Below are 17,338 nucleotides of genomic sequence, written 5' to 3'. Positions count from 1 at the left end.
GAGCCCCTACAGGTCGGCGGGTAGTTCCCGGGTGAGTTCGACGAAGGCCAGGTCGTCCTGTCTGGGCAGGCCGAAGGCCTCGTCACCATAGGGGAAGGGTTCGGTCTTGCCGGTGCTGGTGTAGCCGCGCCGCTCATACCAGGCGATCAGTTCGGGCCGCTGCTTGAGGACCTTCATCCGCATCAGGCGGCAGCCCCATTCCAGAGCGGCGGTGCGCTCGGCCTCGGCCAGGACGACCCGCCCCAGGCCCGCCCCCTGGAGTTCGGGGCGCACCGAGAACATCCCGAAGTACGCTCCGTTGATGCTGCGCTGCAGCTCGCAGCAGGTGACGATCTCCCCCTCGGACTCCCCCACCAGGACCAGGGTGTTGGTGCGGCCGAGCAGTTCGGTCATGGTGTCGGCGTCCACCCGCTGACCGTCGAGGAAGTCGGCCTCGGTCGTCCAGCCCTGCCGGGAGCTGTCGCCCCGGTAGCAGGCGTTGACCAGGGCGACCAAAGCGGGGACATCGCTGGCCACCGCGGCCCGGAACTCGATCTTGGGCCGTTCGCCCGGCACACCCCAGCCGTTCTGCATAGTGCTCACGCCCTGTTCCCCCTCGGTTCCACTCCACTGCGCACTCCAGTATGGCCAAGCCCGCGAAGCGACCGTGCCACGCCCCGGGGCGCCCGGCCCCCGTCTCGAGTGCCTCCCGAGGTCCCGTGGCCGACCTCGACGCGGCTTCGGTGCCATCGACTTCCGTCTCCAGGCGCTCTGATCACACCTCAGCCAGCATCCCTCACCCGGCCTCTTCGGCTCGGCGGGTGGACTCGATGAACGTGAGGAAGGCGCGCATCCGTGCCTTGGCGGTCTCCGGGGGGACCTGGCTGGAGGCGATCATCATCTGGATCGCCAGACCGTCGATGTAGGTGTGCAGATGCTCCGACCAGGTCTCCAGCCAGGGGTCCGGGTGCTCCTGCTCGGGGTCGTCCAAGGGCGGCAGCCCGCCGAGCGCGCCGACGAGTCGACGGTAGAGGCCGCGTTGCTGGTCCCAGCGCTCCTCGCTTCGGGGATCCCCCTCACCGAGCGCTCCCACGGCCTCCCAGGCACGGAACTCGGCGCGGCGCATCTCGTCCAGGGGGAGCATCTGCTCGGCGAACCTGGCGACCCGCTCGACCATGGGCAGGTCGGGGTCCAGGGTGCGTGAGTACTCCCGAATCCGCTGGATCACCCGCTGCTCGGACAGGTCCATGGCGAAGATCAGGAGTTCCTCGCGGGTCTGGAAGTAGTGGCGTAGCGCCCCCGCGGACAGCCCCGCCTCGGCGGCGACGCTACGGATGGACACGGCATAGGGGCCGGAGGCGACGATCACCCTCCACAGGGCTTCGGCGAGCTCTCGGCGGCGCTCTTCGTGGTCGACGATCTTGGGCACGCCTTCTTTTTAGCACATCTGTGTTATTTTATTTAGCACAGTCGTGTGAAAAAGAAGCGAGGAGGAGCCCGTGCCACCCCTGGAAGTACTGCTGCCGGTCGCCGGACTGGCGCTCCTGGACACCCTGAGCCCCGCCACCCTGGGCGTCACGCTCTTCGTGCTACTGAGCGGGGCCCGCTCGATCGCCCGCCCCCTCTTCGCCTACCTCGGTACGGTGGCGCTCTTCTACTTCACCCTCGGATGCGCGCTGATGCTGGGCCTGAACGCGGCCCTGGACCGGCTCTCCGGCCTGTCCGACAACCCCGCCACCGGCTGGGCCATGGTGATCCTGGGTGGCGGCCTGTTCGCCTACTCCTGGGTGATGCCGACCAGGAAGCGCGCCCCGCGCCGCCCGGCCTCCTTGCGCACGATCACCATGATCGGCCTGGGACTGGCCACCGGCCTGCTGGAGGCCGGAACCGCCTTCCCTTACCTCGGCGCCATCGGCATCATGGGCACCGCCGGTCTGGACGCCCACACCTGGGTGCCGATGCTGGCCGCCTACAACCTGGTGATGGTGCTGCCCCCGGTCCTGCTCTACCTGGGCCACCGCCTCTTCGGAGAGCGGCTGCGCCCCAGGCTCGACCGCTGGCGGGAGAAGATCGACGCGGGTTCGCGCGAGGCCCTGGCCTGGATCATCGGCATCGTCGGCTTCTTCCTGCTCATCAACGGCCTCGGCCAGGTGGGGTTCACGGACGTGCTCGACTCCCTGCGCGACTGATTCCGCTCCGGGCCCAGAGGTACCCCCACCCGTCGCGGGGTGGGGTCAGCACCACACCCGACACTCACGTCTGCGACCCTGACGGGGAACGCGCCCGCGCGTAGCGTCGGAGGTATGAACGCGACCCTCCTCACCCGCCTCGGCCGTGACACGCGATACGTGTTCCTGGGCTTTCCGCTCGCCGTCATCTCCTTCGTCCTCGTCCTGACCGGACTGGCCGTCGGGATCGGCACCGCCGCGATCTTCGTGGGGCTGGTGCTCATCTCCGTGGTCCTGGTCATGGCCCGGGGGCTGGCACACGTGGACCGCATCCGCCTCTCGGACCTGTACGGCCGCCCGGTGATGCGACTGCCCTACCGGACACCGCCCAAGGGCGCCGGTCCGCTGCGCCGGTTACTCAACCCGATCGTCTGCTCCCGCAGCTGGCTGGACGCCCTGCACGCCCTGCTGCGCTTCCCCGTGGCCACGGTCGCCTTCATCATCTGCGTGCTCTGGTGGACGCTCTCTCTTGGCGGAGTGCTCTACCCGCTCTGGGGATGGTCGCTGTACTTCATCCCCGGCTACACCGATGTGGGCACCTTCGTCCTGCCCGAGTACCCGGCCCTGGCCACCCTGGTGATCTACATGGTCGGCGGGGTGCTCTTCGCCCTGACCCTGCCGCTGGTCATGCGCTTCCTCGCCCGAACCGAGTCCACCCTCGCCCGCGCGCTCCTGTTGGCCCCGGAGGACACCAGCGTCCAGGTCCTCACCGCCAAGACCCCCGAGGCCGAGCGCCAGGACGACCATTCCGGCTCCGCTCAGCGGCCTGCTGAGCGCCGCTTCGTCTCCGCCCGCTGAGGGACCCGCTCGGATCGCATGCCGTTTTCCGTGCTCAGCGACCCTTCGTCGTGTGCGCCTGCACGGACCAACAACGGGTACGACAGGTTCCACGAGCGGCGCGTGGAAGGAGACGGAGATGACGGGGGATTCGACGGGACCGGCCCAGCGGCACGCGGACGACGCGGCCCTCATCACCGAGTTGGCTGAGTCGGCCTCGGTCGGTGACTGGGAGCGGCCCAGCCCGGTCGCGGGGTGGACCGCGCTCGACGTGGTGCGGCACCTGGTCGAGTGGCCCGGCGAATTCCTGGAGGGCGCCGGGATCACGCTTGCGGAACTGGACGTCGGGGCCGACCCGGTCGGCGCCTGGCGGCAGCATGTCGCCCGTATCCAGGACATCCTCGAAAACCCTGGGGGGCGGGTGCTCAGCAACCCCGAAATCGGTGACAAACCCGTGGACACGGCGATCGACGAGTTCTACACCACCGACGTCTGGATGCATTCCTGGGACCTGGCGAAGGCGCTCGGCCGGGAGCCGGACCTGGGCCGGGAACGCTGCGCGGCCGTCCTGGCCGCGATGGGGCCAATCGAACAGATCCTGCGTGAGAGCGGTGAGTACGGTCCCGCTGTGCCCGTCGCTCCGCAAGCCTCCGCGCAGGACAGGCTCATGGCCTTCATCGGTCGTGACCCGGCATGGAAGCCACCGAACTGAGCCCTCACTTCCAGCGGGGCTGTCAGCGCCCCTTCGCCCCGTGCGGACCCTTCCGGTACAGCTCCGAAAGCAGCGCCACGGCGGCGTGCGTGGCCGGGTGCGGGTCGTGCCTGCGCCAGACCAGCCGCACCGGGATGAACGGGGCGTCACGCAGCGGCCGGAAGACGATGCCGTCGCGCCGGTACTGGGTGGCGGTGCTCTCCGGGGTGATACCGACCGCCCGCCCGGTGGCGATCTCCGCCAACCAGTCGTCGATGTCGTTGACGTGTTCCATGGCCGGGCGTGCGCCCTCCGACCACAGGTCGGCGGTGGTGGTCCCGGTGCGCCGGTCGAAGAGCAGCAGCCTTTCGGAGAGTTCGGCCAGGCGCAGCGAACGGCGTCGCGCCCAGGGGTCGTCCGAGGCCATCGCGCAGTGCCGCCTCTCGTGCCCGACCACCGCGCTGTCGAAGCGTTTGCCGTCGAAGGCCGCCCGCACCACCGCCAGGTCGCACAACCCTTCGGCCAGCCCGCCGGTGGGGGTGTTGGTGCGGATCAGGTGCAGGGCCACGTCCGGGTACAGGTCGGCCCAGCGGCGCTGGAAATCGGCGGTGTGGCGGCCCACGGCGGACCAGGCGTGCCCCACCCGCAGCCGGGTGTGCCCGGTGGTGGCCTCGCTGACCAGGTTGTCGGCCTCGGACAGCAGGTGGCGGGCGCGGGCCAGCACCTGGACCCCCGCCGTGGTCGGGGTGACGTTGCGGCTGGTGCGGTGCAGCAGGCGCGCCCCGAGGATGCCCTCCAGCGCGGCCAGGGTCCGTGACACCGCAGCTTGGGAGACCCCGAGTTCGAGCGCGGCGTCGCTGAAGCTGCCGGTGTCCACGATCGCCACGAGGCAGCGCAGGTGACGGAGTTCGAGATCCATGACTCCAGCGTATAGATGCTCACTCGTATGCATTTTGCGTATGTGAGAGTTGGGCGGATGCTCGCCCCATGACAACTTCCACCGACACCGGACAGAGCGGGCACGGCACCACGGGGGCCGGCGCGGGTACGGGTTCGCGGAGCTTGCGGGGCATGGCCGTGATGCTGCTGGGCGGTACCTCCAACCAGGTCGGCGCGGCCACCGGCGCCCTGGCCTTCCCGATGATCGGACCGGTCGGGGTGGTGGCCGTCCGCCAGTGGGTGGCGGGCGCGGTCCTGATGGCGGTGGGGCGGCCCCGGCTGCGCTCGTTCACCTGGGCGCAGTGGTGGCCGGTGCTGTCGATGGCGGTGGTGTTCGGGTTGATGAACCTGACCCTGTACCTGGCCATCGACCGCATCGGGCTGGGGCTGGCGGTCACCCTGGAGTTCCTCGGCCCGTTGGCCGTGGCCCTGGCCGCCTCACGCCGCTGGACCGACCTGGCGTGCGCACTCGTCGCAGGCGGTGCGGTGGCGGTCCTGATGCGTCCGCAGCCCTCCACCGACTACCTCGGGATCGCCCTGGCCCTGGTCGCGGCGGCCTGCTGGGCCGGATACATCCTGCTCAACCGGACGGTGGGGCGGCGACTGCCGGGCATCGAGGGCTCCGCGGCGGCCGCCGGGGTCTCCGCACTGGTGTTCGTGCCGATCGGCATCACCGTGCTGTACCTGAACCCGCCCACGCTGGTGGCCCTGGCCTGCGCGGCCGTGGCGGGCGTGCTCTCGTCGATGGTGCCGTTCCTGGGCGACCTGTACGCGCTGCGCCGGGTCCCGGCCCGTTTCTTCGGGCTGTTCATGAGCGTGCACCCGGTGATGGCGTCGCTGGCGGGCTGGCTGGTGCTGGGCCAGGCCCTGCACTGGGTGGAGGGGGTGGCGATCCTGGCGATCGTGGCCGCCAACGCGGTCAGCGCGGGAAGGGTAGGCCGGGTCGGGGCGGAGCGGGGCTGAGCCGTCCCGCTCCGGCATCCGACGCTCTCAGCCCCGCAGGAACTCCAGAACCGGCTCGGTCTGGCCCATGACGGCGTGGCCGACTCCGCGCAGCACCCGTACCTGTGCGTGTGGAACGCATTCGACGAAGCGCCGGGCGGTCCGGGCGGAGTCGAACATCCGGTCGCGCTCGCCCACGCTCACCTGGATCGGGAGCTCCAACCCGCGCAGGGCGTCATCGGAGAAGACCGGCAGGGTCTCGGTGCGCGGGCGGAACTGGCCGAAGTTCTGGACCACCGCGTCCAGCACCGACTGATCCTCGGGGCGGTTCAAGCCGGTCATCAGCCGGGTGGACATGCGCTTGCCGCCACGGCCGAACAACATCAGCAGCCCCGCTCCCAGGAGTCGCCAACGGCGCTGGGGGCCGACCCCGCCCGGGCACAGCAGGGCCAGCCGGGTGACGCGTTCGGGTCTGCGGATCGTGTAGTCCAGCGCCGTCCACCCGCCCAGGGACAGGCCGACCAGGGCGGCGCTGTCCACCCCCAGTGCGTCGAGGACCTCGTCCAGCCACAGCGTGCTGGCCTCAGTGCTCAGGTCGGGGCGGGAGGGCGCGCTCAGCCCGGGTTCGCCGATCAGGTCCACCGAATACACCCGGAAGTGCCGTGACCAGCCGGGCAGGTCCGCGAACCAGGTGGTGCTGTTGGCGCCCGAACCGTGCAACAGCACCAGCGGCGGGGCCTGCTCGGCGCCACAGGCGAGCACGAAGGTCTCACCTTCGCGGGTGGGAACGCGCAGGTGCTCGGCCGGGACCGGCACCTGTGTCAGGTCGCGGCGGTAGCGCTCCTGGAGCCGTAGTCCTGCGGCCTCGGTTCGGTAGATCGCACTCATCGAAGGCATCCTCCTCATTACCCATCAAAGTACCCTAACCTTCCCTGGAGTTAAGAATAAAAGAGAACCATAAAGAACATGCCTCAGAGATTTGACCTGAACCAATGTTGAGGTTCTACGGTTCAGAGGTAACCAACCCAACGGACCGGTGAACCCCATGAGCATGGAAATGGCAGCGTGGAACTCGATCTACCACGCGATGCACGCGCAAGAGGACCAGCGGCCCTTCTCCCTGCCGGTCCTGCGCAGGATCGCCTCCTTCGCCCGCCCGCACTCTCGCCAGCTCGGCTGGTTCCTCGCACTGAGCGTGTTCATGGCCGCCCTGGCCGTGGCCTCTCCGCTGCTGGCCGGTGAGGTCGTCAACGCCATCGTCGGCGGATCGGCCCTCAACCCCATCCTCTTCCTGGCCGGACTCATCGCCCTGGTCGCGATCGCCGAAGCCGGACTGGCCCTGATCGTGCGGTGGCTGTCCGCCCGCATCGGCGAAGGCCTCATCCTGGACCTGCGCACCACCGTCTACGACCACGTCCAAAGCATGCCGGTCGCCTTCTTCACCCGGACCCGCACCGGCGCCCTGGTCAGCCGGCTCAACAACGACGTCATCGGCGCCCAACGCGCCTTCAGCGACGTCCTGTCCGGGGTGATGAGCAACCTCGTCACCCTGCTCCTAGCCCTGGTCGTCATGATGACCCTGTCCTGGCAGATCACCCTGATCGCGCTCCTGCTCCTGCCTGTCTTCGTCCTGCCCGCCCGCCGCATGGGCGCCCGCCTGGCCAAGATCGAACGCGAACGCACCATCCACAACGCCGCCATGGGCACCCAGATGACCGAGCGCTTCTCCGCGCCCGGCGCCACCCTGGTCAAGCTCTTCGGCCGACCCGACGAGGAGTCCGCCGAGTTCGCCCGCCGCGCCAGCCGTGTCCGCGACATCGGCGTGCGCACCGCCATGGTCCAGGAGGTGTTCTTCACCGCCCTGACCCTGGTCTCCGCGCTCGCCCTCGCCCTGGTCTACGGCCTGGGCGGCTTCTACGCCCTACGCGGCCAGCTCGACGCCGGAACCGTCGTGGCCATGGGCATGCTCCTCACCCGCCTGTACGCCCCCTTGACCGCCCTGGCCAGTGCCCGGGTGGAGGTCATGAGCGCCCTGGTCAGCTTCAGCCGGGTCTTCGAGGTCCTCGACCTCAAGCCGCTGGTGGACGAGAAACCGGACGCGCGCCCGGTCCCCGCCGGACCGGTCTCCCTGGAGTTCGACGACGTCACCTTCGGCTACCCCACCGCCGACAAGGTCTCCCTGGCCTCCCTGGAGGAGGTCGCCACCCTGGACACCACCGAACACGGCCCCGTCCTGCACGAGGTGTCCTTCCGCGTCGAACCCGGCCAGACCGTGGCCCTGGTCGGCTCCTCCGGCGCCGGGAAATCCACCATCGCCCAGCTCACCCCGCGCCTGTACGACGTCGACGAGGGAACCGTCCGCCTGGCCGGAACAGACGTGCGCGACCTCACCTTCGGCTCCATCCGCGCCACCCTGGGCATGGTCACCCAGGACGGCCACCTGTTCCACGAGTCCATCCGCGCCAACCTGCGCCTGGGCGCCCCCGAAGCCGACGACGAACAGATCTGGGACGCCCTGCGCCGCGCCCGCCTGGACACCCTGGTCGCCGACCTGCCCGACGGTCTGGACACGGTGGTCGGTGAACGCGGCTACCGCTTCTCCGGCGGTGAACGCCAGCGCCTGACCATCGCCCGGCTCCTCCTGGCCGGTCCCGAGGTGGTCATCCTCGACGAGGCCACCTCCGCCCTGGACTCCACCTCCGAGGCCGCGGTCCAGGCCGCCCTGGCCGAGGCACTGGAGGGGCGCACCGCCCTGGTCATCGCCCACCGGCTGTCCACCATCCGCGCCGCCGACGCCATCCTCGTGGTCGAGGCCGGACGGATCGTCGAGCGCGGCACCCACACCGAGTTGCTGGCCCGCGGCGGACGCTACGCCGAACTCCACCGGACCCAGTTCGCCAGTGGGGACCCCGAGCCGGTCACGACCGGATAGGTATCTCCCAGAGCCCACGGCTCTCCGCCTGGGCGTGTTCCGCCGAACACGCCCAGGCGCGGGGCCCGTGTACGATCCCCGTTCCCTGGTGGCGCCACACCGGGGGACGGCCACGTCCGGCCACGGGCGACCACGGAGCGGGTTCGGTCGCGAGGATGGAGGCATGGCCTCGAGCGCACCACGTCCCTCCGCCCCGCCCCGTCGCCCCTCCTCGTCCTCCTCCCGGGTCCGCCGACTGGTCGGACACTGGGTACACGGCTGGGCCCTGACCCGGCGCGCACCCGCCCCGGTCCGGGTTCCGCACGGACACCGGCTCGACGTGGGGGTGTCCGGCCACCGTGTCCGGCACGTACTGCCCGATGCCCGCCGTGCGGCTGAGCTCTCCCGTGCCCTGTCCGCCCCGGACAGCTGGCTCAAGGTGTGCGGACCGCGCGAGGAGACCCTCGCGGCCCTGGACCCGCGCTGGCGGGTCGGGGAGCCCGAGTACCTCATGTGTGTGGAACTCTCACCCGTTCCGGCGCCGGTCCCGGAGCCCTACGTCTACCGGCTCAACCGCGGCGGCGCCCACCACCGGGGCAGAGCGCTGACCCCCGAGGGCACCGCCGCCGCCAGTGCGCTGATGTCGACCCACGAGGGCTCGGCGGTCTTCGACAAGGTGATCACCGAACCCGAGCACCGGGGGCACGGCCTGGCCAGGGCGGTCATGAACGCTCTGGGTCGCACCGCCCGGGCCCAGGGCGTGTACACCGGGCTGCTGGTGGCCACCGAGGACGGCCGCGGCCTGTACGAACACCTGGGCTGGGAGGTGGTCTGCGAGGTCACCCCGGCCCACCTGAGCCGCTAAACCCGTGGCCCTGGGCTGAGCCATGTGCCAGGATGCCCGTCATGCGGGCGAACGAGGTGCGGGAGACACCCTCTGGCGGGGGCACCGTCCTGGTGAGCGGGGCGGCGGGCGGGATCGGCACGGCGCTGGTGGAGGCTCTGGTTCGGAAGGGGCGGCCGGTGGTGGCTCTGGGCCGTGACGCCGACCGCCTCGCCGAGCTCTCTGAGGAGCATTCGCTGGTGCGCCTGCTGCGCGCCGACCTGCGTCACCCCGAGTCCCTCGCCGAGGTGCTGGCCGATCTCCCGGAACTGGCGGAACTGGACGCTTTCGTGCACTGCGCCGGGGTCTCCCCGGTCGCCTCGGTCGCGGACTCCCCGGTGGAGCTGTGGCGGGAGGTGCTGGCGGTCAACCTGGTCTCGGCCGCCGAACTCACCCGCCTGCTGCTGCCCGCCCTGCGCGCCAGCGGCGGGCACGTGGTGCTGGTCAACGCCTCCCCCGGCCTGCACGCGGTACCGCAGTGGTCGGCCTTTGCCGCGAGCAAGGCGGGGCTGAGCGAGCTGGCGGGCTCCCTGCGCCAGGAGGAGGGACCGCACGGGGTCCGGGTGACCAGCGTCCACCCAGGCGGGACCGCCACCGAACTGCTGCGCGAGGTCCGTGGTGCGTTCGGACGCGACTACGACCCCGCGGCGTGCATCCGGCCCGCCACCCTGGCCCGGGCCGTCGTCGAGGCTCTGGACCTGCCGCGCGACGCCCAGGTCACCGAACTCCACCTGCGCCGGGACCCGGACGGCAGTGAGCCCGGTCCCTGCCCGCCGGTGCGCCGCGGTGCTGGGCGGGCTCGCAAGCAGGGAACGGGCTCAGGTCGGTTCCGGGATCACAGGATGCGCTTGATCCCCGGGATCGCGCGGACGGCACCGGCCACGGCCCAGCACAGGGGCACGGACAGGGCGGCCAGCCCGAAGAACTTGACCAGCGCGCCGGCCTCCCAGCCGCTCAGCGCCACCCCGACCCAGACCAGCACCACAGCGTGCAGGACGTAGACCGCGAAGGCGTTGTCAGCGAGGAACCTCAGGAAGCGGTTGGTCCGGTTGAACAAGCGCCGGAAGAACACCAGCAGCGACACCATCACACCCATGGCGAAGAAGGTCTCCACCGGAACGCCGGCCATCGACTGCCAGGTGCGGGGAACCAGGGCAGCCTCACCGAGCACGATCACCGACACCCCCAGGCCGATCAGGCTCACCAACGCGACGGCCAGGCCGCCCCAGCCGGCCGAGTTGGGCAGCCGCATCAGCCAGTTCCGGCGGTAGGCGAACACCCCCAGGGTGAACAGGGCTGCGTACTGGGGCAGGTAGCCCGGGCTGGGCAGCCCCACGATCGGCCAGTACGGGGCTGGGAAGGCGTACCTCCAGGCGATGGTGACCAGGGCCAGGCCCACCGCGAAGAGCAGGAACGGGACGAACCAGCCCATGCTGAACCAGTTCAGCGGGGTGGTGTCGGCGGGACGCTCCGCCCGCGCCGCCACCCCGGCCCCCGCGTCGGACCCGGTCACGTCGACCACCGCGGTGGAGCGGCGCTCACGGAACCGGCGGACCATTACGTAGACCAGGCTCATCACCAGCAGGACCTCGGCGAACCACAGCGGCCCGGGGTCGGCCGTGAACAGGTAGAACAGCCAGTACGGCAGGTCGGGCTCGGTGGCCAGCAGCGTCGTGTACCCGGGCGCCGAGGCCAGGGGGCGCAGCAGGACCACGAACAGCAGCAGGGGCACACCCAGGCGCACCAGCCGTTCACGCGTGAACCCGTGCCGGCCCCGGCGGTCCGCCGCCCCGGGCACGAAGTACCCTGCGAGCAGGAAGAACATGCCCATGAAGAAGGTCTGGTTGAGCATGATGAACAGGTCGAGCACGTGCCCGCTGGGATCCTGGGCGGGCTCGGTGTAGTACCAGAGCGGGATGTTGCTGTAGGTGAGAGCCGCGTGGTGCAGGACGACCAGTACGGTCAGCACGACCCTCAGGTTGTCGACGAAGAACAGGCGTGCCCGGGTGGTCGGCCCCGGGGTCGTGGTGGTTGGTGGTGCCTTCTGCTGTGTCATGGTGCCCTCGGTGGTCGGGGTGTGCGAGGGCCAGTGGCGTTCAGTCGGCTCGGGTGGCGCGGACCAGGAGTTCGCCCAGTTCGTCGGCGTGCGCGAGCAGGTCGTGGTCGGGGTTTGCCCGCCAGTACCCGAACATGGCGTCGATGGACGCCTGTTGACTGACCGCCATCACCCGCACGTCGAAGTCGCGGAGCTCGCCGCTCTCCTGGCCGCTCCGGTAGAGCCCCTCCAGGGACTCGTAGAGCGGTTCGGCCTGGCGTCCCCCGAACCGGGGGTTGCCTTCGGCGTCACGCGCGTGGATGAAGATCTCGCCGACGGCCGCGAGCCGGCCGCGGTGCGCGAGTCCGTACTCGGCCACGCTCCGCACGTGCGTGCGCAGCCTCGCCGAGGCGCTGTCCTGGGCCAGGATCCGGGGGACGACCGTCTCCGCGATCTCCGTGTAGACGCCCGTCACCACCTGATCCATCAGCTCGTCCTTGCCGTTGAAGTGGTAGGAGATCACGCCTTTGCTGATCCCCGCCGTCCGTGCGATCCGGGCCAGGGAGGCGTTGGGGTAGCCCACCTCGGCGATGGTCTCGATCGCCGCCTCGATGATCTGCGCCCGCCGCGCCTCCTCGATGAAGGACCGCTTCTGGCCATCTGGCTTATTTTTTGACTGCATGGCCAGAATCTAACACGCAGGGCCAGAAAGCCATGGGGGATGGCCCTGAACACACCCTGAACCGAACCCCCCTGGGTCTCGGGGAACACCGCTCGGGGCGGGTCAGTCGTCGATCAGGCAGAACTCGTTGCCCTCGGGGTCGGCCAGCACCACCAGATCGGGGTGACGGGCCACCACCGACGCGCCCAGAGCCAGCAGCCGCTCCAGCTCAGCGCCGTCCCCGACCAGGTCAACGTGCATGCGGTTCTTGACGGCCTTGGGTTCGGGAACCTTCTGGAAGAAGAAGGACGGGCTCCCCTGCGGACCCTCCACCATCACCTGGGGGGCCTCCTCGGGGTCGAACACCCCTGACGAGCGCAGCCGGGCCAGCTCCTCCTCGTCGTAGGTCGCCACCGCGTAACGGTCCATGGCCGCGGCCCAGAACCGGGCCAGCGAGGCTGGGTGGCGGCAGTCCAGGACGATGTCACGCAGTCGGGCCATACCCCACCCTAGGCACGTCCGCGCCGGACGGACCAGGAGATTTCCCGGGCACCACGCCCCCTGACAGGTGGACAATGAACCCATGTCCTCATCCGCACGGGGCTCCCTGTGGCCCCTGGTCGCCGCCGTGTCCGCGGGCGGGGCCCTGGGCGCCCTGACCCGGCACGGCCTGGACGTGCTCTGGCAGCCCGCCGCCTCCGGGGTCTCCTGGACGATCCTGGCGATCAACATCAGCGGCAGCCTGCTGATCGGCCTGCTCATGGAACTGATCACCCACCGCCGGCCCGACAACCGCTTCGTGCGGCCCTTCTGGGGCGTGGGCCTCCTGGGCGGATACACCACCTTCTCCGCCTACGCCATGGACACGGTGACCGCGCTGGAACGCGGCGAACCGCGGGTCGCGCTCGCCTACCTCTTCCTCACCCTGGCGGGGGCGCTCACCGCGGCCTGGTCCGCATCCTCCCTGGCCCACCGGTTCCTGTTCCACGGCGGAGGGCGCAACCCGTGAGCGCGCTGTTGGTCGCCTTGGGCGCGACCGTGGGAGCCCCGATCCGTTTCCTCGTGGACCTGGCGCTCAAGCGCCGGTTCGGGGAGGGCTTCCCCTGGGGAACCCTGCTGGTGAACGCGGTGGGCAGTCTCATCCTGGGGACACTGATGGCGCTGCCCTTGTCCCCCGAGGCGATGGCGCTCCTGGGCGCTGGGCTGTGCGGGGCGCTGACCACCTACTCCACGTTCGCCTACGAGACGGTCCAGCTCAGCCGAACCGGCGCCCGCGGCCGGGCCCTGCTGTACGTACTGGCCAGCCTCGCCCTGGGGGTCGGTGCGGCGTGGACGGGCCTGACGGTGACGGCCCTCCTGTTCGGGTGAGATCCCCCCTCTTCGGCGGGTCACCCGGTGTTCGGAGGGTCCATCTGAGCGCCTCTACCCTGGTCCGCATGTCCCTGCTGACACCGCTGCTCGCCCGGTTGGACCGGTTCAACCGACGCCATCCTTGGAGCCACAACGACCTCTACGGCCCGTGGGTGGTGCGCCGGGTCGCGGCCAGCGGGGCGCGCGAGGCCCTGGACGTGGGGTGTGGCACCGGAAACCTGATCGCCCGTCTGCGCCGCCGGGTGGGTTCGGTCACGGGTCTGGAACCCGACCTCGAAACCGCCGTTGTGGCCTCGGCCCGCTTCGCCCACGTCCCCGGGGTCACCATCACCCGGGCGGGTTTCGAGGGCCGAGACCCCGAACGGCGCTGGGACGCCATCACCCTGGTGGCGGTCCTGCACCACCTCCCCCTGGAAACCACCCTGCGTGAGCTGCGTGCCGGCCTGAAGCCCGGCGGGCGGCTGGTGGTCGTGGGCTGCCACCGCGACGAAGGACCGGCCGACCAGCTGGCCGGTTTGGTCTCACTGCTGCTCAACCCGCTCGTGGGCCTGATCAAACACCCCGCCCCGGCCGACGAACCACCCCCGCACATGCGCGCGCCCGCTGCGGAACCACCGGAGACCCTCGCCCGGATCCGCGCCGCTGCCGCCCGGGAACTGCCTGGCGCACGCGTGCGTAGACGCCTGTTCTGGCGCCACACCCTGGTCTACGACCATCCCGCCTGACCCCCGTTTTTGCCGTTCCCGCAACAAACTTTGCCGCTATCCCCACGGTCGGGGCACTTTGGTGGCGGAGCGGGCCAACCCGCCCCGTTCGCCCCACCACCGAGGAGACCCACCATGGACGCACAGTTCTGGGACGACAGGTACGGCAGCCAGCCCCAGCTCTTCAGCGGCAACCCCAACGGCGTCCTGCTCACGGAACTGACCGACCTGCCGCCCGGACAGGCGCTCGATGTGGGCTGCGGCGAGGGCGCGGACGCGCTGTGGCTGGCCCGACGGGGCTGGATGGTTACCGCGGTCGACATCTCCCAGGTCGCCCTGAAGCGCGCGGCCGCGGCTGGAGCGGACGTCAAGGGGCGGGTGTCGTGGAAACGCGGCGATCTGACCACCGCGCCGCCCCCGGCCGACGCGTTCGACCTGGTCTGCGTCCACTACTTCCCGTTCCCGCGCCAACCCGACCACACCGCACTGCGAGGGCTGCTGTCGGCCGTCGCCCCGGGCGGCACCCTCCTCTTCGTCGGACACGACATCACCGGCCTGCCCGAACGCCTGGACGACGGCCACGTACCCGCCGACTACTACCAGTCCGCTGAGATCGCCGAACTCCTGGACACGGACTGGACCATCACCGTCAATGAGACCCGTCCCCGGGTCGTCCCTCCGCCGCCTGGTTCGCACCACACCCACGACACCGTCCTCAGGGCCCGGCGCACACGCTGACCGGGACCCGTCCGACCGCCCGGGGGTGGTGGGCCGACGGCTGCCGGAGTAACGTGGAAGTCGGCGCGGTCCCGCGCCCAACCTCCGGCCCCGGCGCCCACGCCGTCGGCTCAGTGGAGGCAAAGGGGACCCTGGAGTTCTCGGGACGCCGGTCTGACGTGTGCAGCCCTTCCGGCGGGGCGACGGGAGCGTGGGTTTCGTCGCGGACCGCCGAGGAGCCGTCATGACCAGCAATAAGTCCTTCAAGAGCAGCGTGCGTGCCCGCATGGACAAGACCGGTGAGAGCTACACCGCCGCCCGCGCCCACCTGATCACGGACCCCGAACCGGCACCGGCTGCCCCCGCCGACCAGCCCACGGGCACCGGCGCCGCCACCATCCGCGAACGCGTCTCCGACCCCAAACTCGCCGAGGCCACCGGCCGCGACTACGACACGTGGTTCGCGCTGCTGGACGCCTGGGAGGCCACCACCCGCACGCACACCGAGATCGCCGCGTGGCTGGTCCGGGAGTACGACGTGAACGGCTGGTGGGCCCAGACCGTCACCGTCGCCTACGAGCAGGAGCGCGGCCTGCGGGTGCCTGGCCAGAAGAAGGACGGCTTCGCCGCCAGCGCCAGCAAGACCGTGAACGTTCCGGCGGAGCGTCTGTTCGCAGCCTTCGCCGACCCTGAACTGCGCTCCCGCTGGCTGCCGGTGGAGGCTTCCGAGCGCACGGCCAAGCCGGGCAAGAGGTTCACCGCCGACCTGCCCGAGGACAGCCGCATCGCGGTGACCTTCCAGGCCAAGGGTGAGGCCAAGTCGATGGTCGGCATCGAGCACACCCGTATCGGCTCCGCCGACCGCGCCAACGAGTGGAAGAGTGACTGGCGCACCTGGCTGACCGACCTCAAGAAGCTCCTGGAGAGCTAGGGATCGCTCGGCCCCCGGCCGCCCTGCCCACCCGAAGGGCTTCTTCGGGCCGCTGGGAACACCCCGCACTAGACCCAGACGTAGTTGTCATCGGTGACCGCCGCCAGAGCGGCGTCGGCGACCACCGCGTGCGGGTCGGGCAGGGCGGCCAGCGCCGGTCCGATCAGCGGGAAGAGCGGAAGGTCCGCGGCCCGGCGGTGGTTCACCCATTCGACGATGCCGACCTCGTGGCCGCCGGGCTGCTCGTCGTACTCCTCCACCGCCAGCCCCTGACGAACCTCAGGCGTCACGTGCAGACGGTAGATCAGGTGCAGCTTGCGCGGCGGCGGGGTCGCCCCGGGTCGGCTGACCCGCTGGTCCACCACCCACAGCAGCTCCGGTGCGCTGGCCTGGTCCGGGCGCAGATCCAGTTCCTCGGCCAGTTCGCGGCGGAGAGCGGCCGCCAGGTCCTCGCCGGGTTCGACGTTGCCGCCGGGCGGCGTGTAGTGGACCGAGGAGGGCCGGTCGCGGCGGATCAGGGCGACCTCGTTTCCGCAGAACACCAGAGCCCCGACCCGGATCTTGACGCGGGAGAACGGCGCGGGTTCGTCAGGGGAAGACATGGCGGGAGTCGTCATGGGCGCCAGTATGGCGGGGCGGCCCCCGGTCTCACCTGAACCGGGGGCCGCCTCCGGGATCAGTCCAGGACGGCGTAGGCCTCGACCTCGACGAGCACGTCGGGCTCGAAGAGGTAGCTCACCCCGATAGCCGACACGGGAGGCAGCGGCCGCGGGATGCCGAGTTCGTCCGCGACGTTCTCGATGCCCCGCATGAAATCGCCCAGCTTCTTCTCGCTGGTGTCGGGACCCCAGTCGGTGAGGAAGAACCGCAGGCGCACGACATCGGCGAAGGTCGCCCCGGCTCCGGCCAGGCCGCGTGCGGCGTTGCGCAGGACCTGTTCGATCTGGCCGGTGAGGTCGCCGGTGGCGACGGGTCCGTTGTCACCGTCGCGGGCGATCTGTCCGGCCACGTGCACCTGGCGGCTGCCGGTACCGATCGAGACGTGGTGGTAGGGGACGGGCTGGAACATGCCCTCGGGGGTCAGCAGTTGCACGGTCATGGAGGTCCCTCTGTTGGCACCGAGTAGGTATCCCATGTCTACTTGGTAGCCGAAGGGAACCTCAACGAGACTAGGTATCATGCCGGAAACCACCCCGCTTCAGCCCACGACCCAGATCACCGCGCAGCACCGCGAACTCCTCGACCAGGTGCTCGACAAGTGGTCGCTACAGGTCCTGGACCGCCTCTGCGAAAGCCCTTCGCGCTTCAACGAGCTGCGCCGCGCGATCCCGGTCATCACCCAGAAGTCGCTCACCGCGACCCTGCGGCGCCTGGAGCGCAACGGGATGGTCGACCGGGTCATCGTGAACACGCGCCCCCTGGCCGTGGAGTACCGCATCTCGCCGCTGGGCAAAACGCTCCAGGACCTCATCGACGCGCTCCTGCGCTGGACCACGGTCACCATGCCCGAGGTCGAGCGGGCCCGTGAGCAGTTCGACGAACACACCTGACCCGGCCAAACACCCCAGC

Annotated in this window: 21 protein-coding genes and 1 pseudogene; 13 read left to right on the top strand and 9 right to left on the bottom strand. The window is 70.4% G+C overall.

The window, feature by feature from the left end; genetic code table 11:
- Window positions 1-6 precede the first annotated feature (6 nt).
- The gene (locus tag NE857_RS16720; RefSeq protein WP_254422005.1) at window positions 7-573 is read right to left on the bottom strand and encodes a GNAT family N-acetyltransferase; all 567 of its coding nucleotides are present in this window, start codon (window positions 571-573) and stop codon (window positions 7-9) included.
- Between the two features lie 202 nt (window positions 574-775).
- Entirely contained in the window at window positions 776-1,408 is a 633-nt protein-coding gene (locus NE857_RS16715; protein WP_254416607.1) for a TetR/AcrR family transcriptional regulator, read from the bottom strand.
- 70 nt (window positions 1,409-1,478) lie between these two features.
- Here NE857_RS16715 and NE857_RS16710 point away from each other — a divergent pair, with 70 nt between their 5' ends.
- The 3 genes from NE857_RS16710 to NE857_RS16700 all read left to right on the top strand — a co-directional run bounded on the left by NE857_RS16710 (window position 1,479) and on the right by NE857_RS16700 (window position 3,696).
- Window positions 1,479-2,168 (top strand): GAP family protein, encoded by a 690-nt coding sequence (locus tag NE857_RS16710; RefSeq protein ID WP_254416606.1) that lies wholly within the window; start codon window positions 1,479-1,481, stop codon window positions 2,166-2,168.
- 114 nt (window positions 2,169-2,282) lie between these two features.
- Window positions 2,283-3,005 carry a sensor domain-containing protein gene (locus NE857_RS16705; protein ID WP_254416605.1) on the top strand — a complete coding sequence of 241 codons (723 nt, stop codon included), beginning with the start codon at window positions 2,283-2,285 and terminating at the stop codon, window positions 3,003-3,005.
- 118 nt (window positions 3,006-3,123) lie between these two features.
- Complete coding sequence (locus tag NE857_RS16700; protein WP_254416604.1) at window positions 3,124-3,696, top strand: maleylpyruvate isomerase family mycothiol-dependent enzyme; 573 nt, start codon at window positions 3,124-3,126, stop codon at window positions 3,694-3,696.
- 22 nt (window positions 3,697-3,718) lie between these two features.
- Here NE857_RS16700 and NE857_RS16695 read toward each other — a convergent pair whose 3' ends face one another.
- Window positions 3,719-4,594 carry a LysR family transcriptional regulator gene (locus tag NE857_RS16695; protein WP_254416603.1) on the bottom strand — a complete coding sequence of 292 codons (876 nt, stop codon included), beginning with the start codon at window positions 4,592-4,594 and terminating at the stop codon, window positions 3,719-3,721.
- A gap of 68 nt (window positions 4,595-4,662) precedes the next feature.
- Here NE857_RS16695 and NE857_RS16690 point away from each other — a divergent pair, with 68 nt between their 5' ends.
- On the top strand, window positions 4,663-5,577 hold the full coding sequence (locus NE857_RS16690) for an EamA family transporter (protein ID WP_254416602.1): 915 nt from the start codon (window positions 4,663-4,665) through the stop codon (window positions 5,575-5,577).
- 27 nt (window positions 5,578-5,604) lie between these two features.
- Here NE857_RS16690 and NE857_RS16685 read toward each other — a convergent pair whose 3' ends face one another.
- Window positions 5,605-6,444: an alpha/beta fold hydrolase gene (locus tag NE857_RS16685; RefSeq protein ID WP_254416601.1), complete on the bottom strand. Its 840-nt coding sequence runs from the start codon at window positions 6,442-6,444 to the stop codon at window positions 5,605-5,607.
- 157 nt (window positions 6,445-6,601) lie between these two features.
- On the opposite strand from NE857_RS16685, the gene NE857_RS16680 reads away from it, so the two are divergent.
- The 3 genes and pseudogenes from NE857_RS16680 to NE857_RS16670 all read left to right on the top strand — a co-directional run.
- Window positions 6,602-8,488, top strand: coding sequence for an ABC transporter ATP-binding protein (locus tag NE857_RS16680; RefSeq protein WP_254416600.1), 1,887 nt, complete (start codon window positions 6,602-6,604; stop codon window positions 8,486-8,488).
- A 163-nt stretch (window positions 8,489-8,651) separates the two neighbouring features.
- Window positions 8,652-9,332, top strand: a complete 681-nt coding sequence (locus NE857_RS16675) for a GNAT family N-acetyltransferase (protein WP_254416599.1) — start codon at window positions 8,652-8,654, stop codon at window positions 9,330-9,332.
- Between the two features lie 32 nt (window positions 9,333-9,364).
- A pseudogene (locus NE857_RS16670) lies at window positions 9,365-10,078 on the top strand (SDR family oxidoreductase); the annotation flags it as partial.
- A gap of 107 nt (window positions 10,079-10,185) precedes the next feature.
- Here the strand turns inward: NE857_RS16670 and NE857_RS16665 are convergent.
- The 3 genes from NE857_RS16665 to NE857_RS16655 form a co-directional block, all read right to left on the bottom strand.
- Window positions 10,186-11,406 carry an acyltransferase family protein gene (locus NE857_RS16665; RefSeq protein WP_254416598.1) on the bottom strand — a complete coding sequence of 407 codons (1,221 nt, stop codon included), beginning with the start codon at window positions 11,404-11,406 and terminating at the stop codon, window positions 10,186-10,188.
- Window positions 11,407-11,446: 40 nt separating this feature from the next.
- Window positions 11,447-12,067: a TetR/AcrR family transcriptional regulator gene (locus tag NE857_RS16660; protein WP_254416597.1), complete on the bottom strand. Its 621-nt coding sequence runs from the start codon at window positions 12,065-12,067 to the stop codon at window positions 11,447-11,449.
- Window positions 12,068-12,169: 102 nt separating this feature from the next.
- Window positions 12,170-12,547: a VOC family protein gene (locus tag NE857_RS16655; protein ID WP_254416596.1), complete on the bottom strand. Its 378-nt coding sequence runs from the start codon at window positions 12,545-12,547 to the stop codon at window positions 12,170-12,172.
- 82 nt (window positions 12,548-12,629) lie between these two features.
- On the opposite strand from NE857_RS16655, the gene NE857_RS16650 reads away from it, so the two are divergent.
- The 5 genes from NE857_RS16650 to NE857_RS16630 all read left to right on the top strand — a co-directional run bounded on the left by NE857_RS16650 (window position 12,630) and on the right by NE857_RS16630 (window position 15,769).
- Window positions 12,630-13,055, top strand: a complete 426-nt coding sequence (locus NE857_RS16650; protein ID WP_254416595.1) for a fluoride efflux transporter FluC — start codon at window positions 12,630-12,632, stop codon at window positions 13,053-13,055.
- Window positions 13,052-13,414 (top strand): fluoride efflux transporter CrcB, encoded by a 363-nt coding sequence (gene crcB / locus NE857_RS16645; protein WP_254416594.1) that lies wholly within the window; start codon window positions 13,052-13,054, stop codon window positions 13,412-13,414. The genes NE857_RS16650 and crcB overlap by 4 nt, the downstream gene beginning before the upstream one ends.
- 68 nt (window positions 13,415-13,482) lie before the next feature.
- Window positions 13,483-14,142: a class I SAM-dependent methyltransferase gene (locus tag NE857_RS16640; RefSeq protein WP_254416593.1), complete on the top strand. Its 660-nt coding sequence runs from the start codon at window positions 13,483-13,485 to the stop codon at window positions 14,140-14,142.
- A gap of 114 nt (window positions 14,143-14,256) precedes the next feature.
- Window positions 14,257-14,859 carry a class I SAM-dependent methyltransferase gene (locus NE857_RS16635; protein WP_254416592.1) on the top strand — a complete coding sequence of 201 codons (603 nt, stop codon included), beginning with the start codon at window positions 14,257-14,259 and terminating at the stop codon, window positions 14,857-14,859.
- 223 nt (window positions 14,860-15,082) lie between these two features.
- Entirely contained in the window at window positions 15,083-15,769 is a 687-nt protein-coding gene (locus NE857_RS16630) for an SRPBCC domain-containing protein (RefSeq protein ID WP_254416591.1), read from the top strand.
- A 68-nt stretch (window positions 15,770-15,837) separates the two neighbouring features.
- Here the strand turns inward: NE857_RS16630 and NE857_RS16625 are convergent, their stop codons facing one another.
- Together NE857_RS16625 and NE857_RS16620 are read right to left on the bottom strand one after the other, a co-directional pair.
- Window positions 15,838-16,386: an NUDIX hydrolase gene (locus tag NE857_RS16625; RefSeq protein ID WP_254416590.1), complete on the bottom strand. Its 549-nt coding sequence runs from the start codon at window positions 16,384-16,386 to the stop codon at window positions 15,838-15,840.
- A 59-nt stretch (window positions 16,387-16,445) separates the two neighbouring features.
- Window positions 16,446-16,868, bottom strand: a complete 423-nt coding sequence (locus NE857_RS16620) for a RidA family protein (RefSeq protein ID WP_254416589.1) — start codon at window positions 16,866-16,868, stop codon at window positions 16,446-16,448.
- 79 nt (window positions 16,869-16,947) lie between these two features.
- Here NE857_RS16620 and NE857_RS16615 point away from each other — a divergent pair, with 79 nt between their 5' ends.
- Entirely contained in the window at window positions 16,948-17,319 is a 372-nt protein-coding gene (locus NE857_RS16615; protein ID WP_254416588.1) for a winged helix-turn-helix transcriptional regulator, read from the top strand.
- The last annotated feature ends 19 nt before the right edge of the window (window positions 17,320-17,338 follow it).

Origin of the sequence: Nocardiopsis exhalans, from assembly GCF_024134545.1 — a bacterium.
Taxonomy (GTDB): domain Bacteria; phylum Actinomycetota; class Actinomycetes; order Streptosporangiales; family Streptosporangiaceae; genus Nocardiopsis; species Nocardiopsis exhalans.
Note: the sequence above shows the minus strand (reverse complement) of the source record. Positions and strands in the feature narration are given on the sequence as shown.

Excerpts from the sequence above, each read along its gene's own strand:
- NE857_RS16655 (WP_254416596.1), bottom strand. The coding sequence starts at position 12,547 with ATGGCCCGACTGCGTGACATCGTCCTGGACTGCCGCCACCCAGCCTCG.
- NE857_RS16720 (WP_254422005.1), bottom strand. The coding sequence starts at position 573 with ATGCAGAACGGCTGGGGTGTGCCGGGCGAACGGCCCAAGATCGAGTTC.
- NE857_RS16685 (WP_254416601.1), bottom strand. The coding sequence starts at position 6,444 with ATGAGTGCGATCTACCGAACCGAGGCCGCAGGACTACGGCTCCAGGAG.
- NE857_RS16625 (WP_254416590.1), bottom strand. The coding sequence starts at position 16,386 with ATGACGACTCCCGCCATGTCTTCCCCTGACGAACCCGCGCCGTTCTCC.
- NE857_RS16665 (WP_254416598.1), bottom strand. The coding sequence starts at position 11,406 with ATGACACAGCAGAAGGCACCACCAACCACCACGACCCCGGGGCCGACC.
- NE857_RS16690 (WP_254416602.1), top strand. The coding sequence starts at position 4,663 with ATGACAACTTCCACCGACACCGGACAGAGCGGGCACGGCACCACGGGG.
- NE857_RS16630 (WP_254416591.1), top strand. The coding sequence starts at position 15,083 with ATGACCAGCAATAAGTCCTTCAAGAGCAGCGTGCGTGCCCGCATGGAC.
- NE857_RS16640 (WP_254416593.1), top strand. The coding sequence starts at position 13,483 with ATGTCCCTGCTGACACCGCTGCTCGCCCGGTTGGACCGGTTCAACCGA.
- NE857_RS16635 (WP_254416592.1), top strand. The coding sequence starts at position 14,257 with ATGGACGCACAGTTCTGGGACGACAGGTACGGCAGCCAGCCCCAGCTC.
- NE857_RS16615 (WP_254416588.1), top strand. The coding sequence starts at position 16,948 with ATGCCGGAAACCACCCCGCTTCAGCCCACGACCCAGATCACCGCGCAG.
- NE857_RS16695 (WP_254416603.1), bottom strand. The coding sequence starts at position 4,594 with ATGGATCTCGAACTCCGTCACCTGCGCTGCCTCGTGGCGATCGTGGAC.
- NE857_RS16675 (WP_254416599.1), top strand. The coding sequence starts at position 8,652 with ATGGCCTCGAGCGCACCACGTCCCTCCGCCCCGCCCCGTCGCCCCTCC.
- NE857_RS16700 (WP_254416604.1), top strand. The coding sequence starts at position 3,124 with ATGACGGGGGATTCGACGGGACCGGCCCAGCGGCACGCGGACGACGCG.
- NE857_RS16620 (WP_254416589.1), bottom strand. The coding sequence starts at position 16,868 with ATGACCGTGCAACTGCTGACCCCCGAGGGCATGTTCCAGCCCGTCCCC.
- NE857_RS16660 (WP_254416597.1), bottom strand. The coding sequence starts at position 12,067 with ATGCAGTCAAAAAATAAGCCAGATGGCCAGAAGCGGTCCTTCATCGAG.
- NE857_RS16680 (WP_254416600.1), top strand. The coding sequence starts at position 6,602 with ATGAGCATGGAAATGGCAGCGTGGAACTCGATCTACCACGCGATGCAC.
- NE857_RS16705 (WP_254416605.1), top strand. The coding sequence starts at position 2,283 with ATGAACGCGACCCTCCTCACCCGCCTCGGCCGTGACACGCGATACGTG.
- NE857_RS16650 (WP_254416595.1), top strand. The coding sequence starts at position 12,630 with ATGTCCTCATCCGCACGGGGCTCCCTGTGGCCCCTGGTCGCCGCCGTG.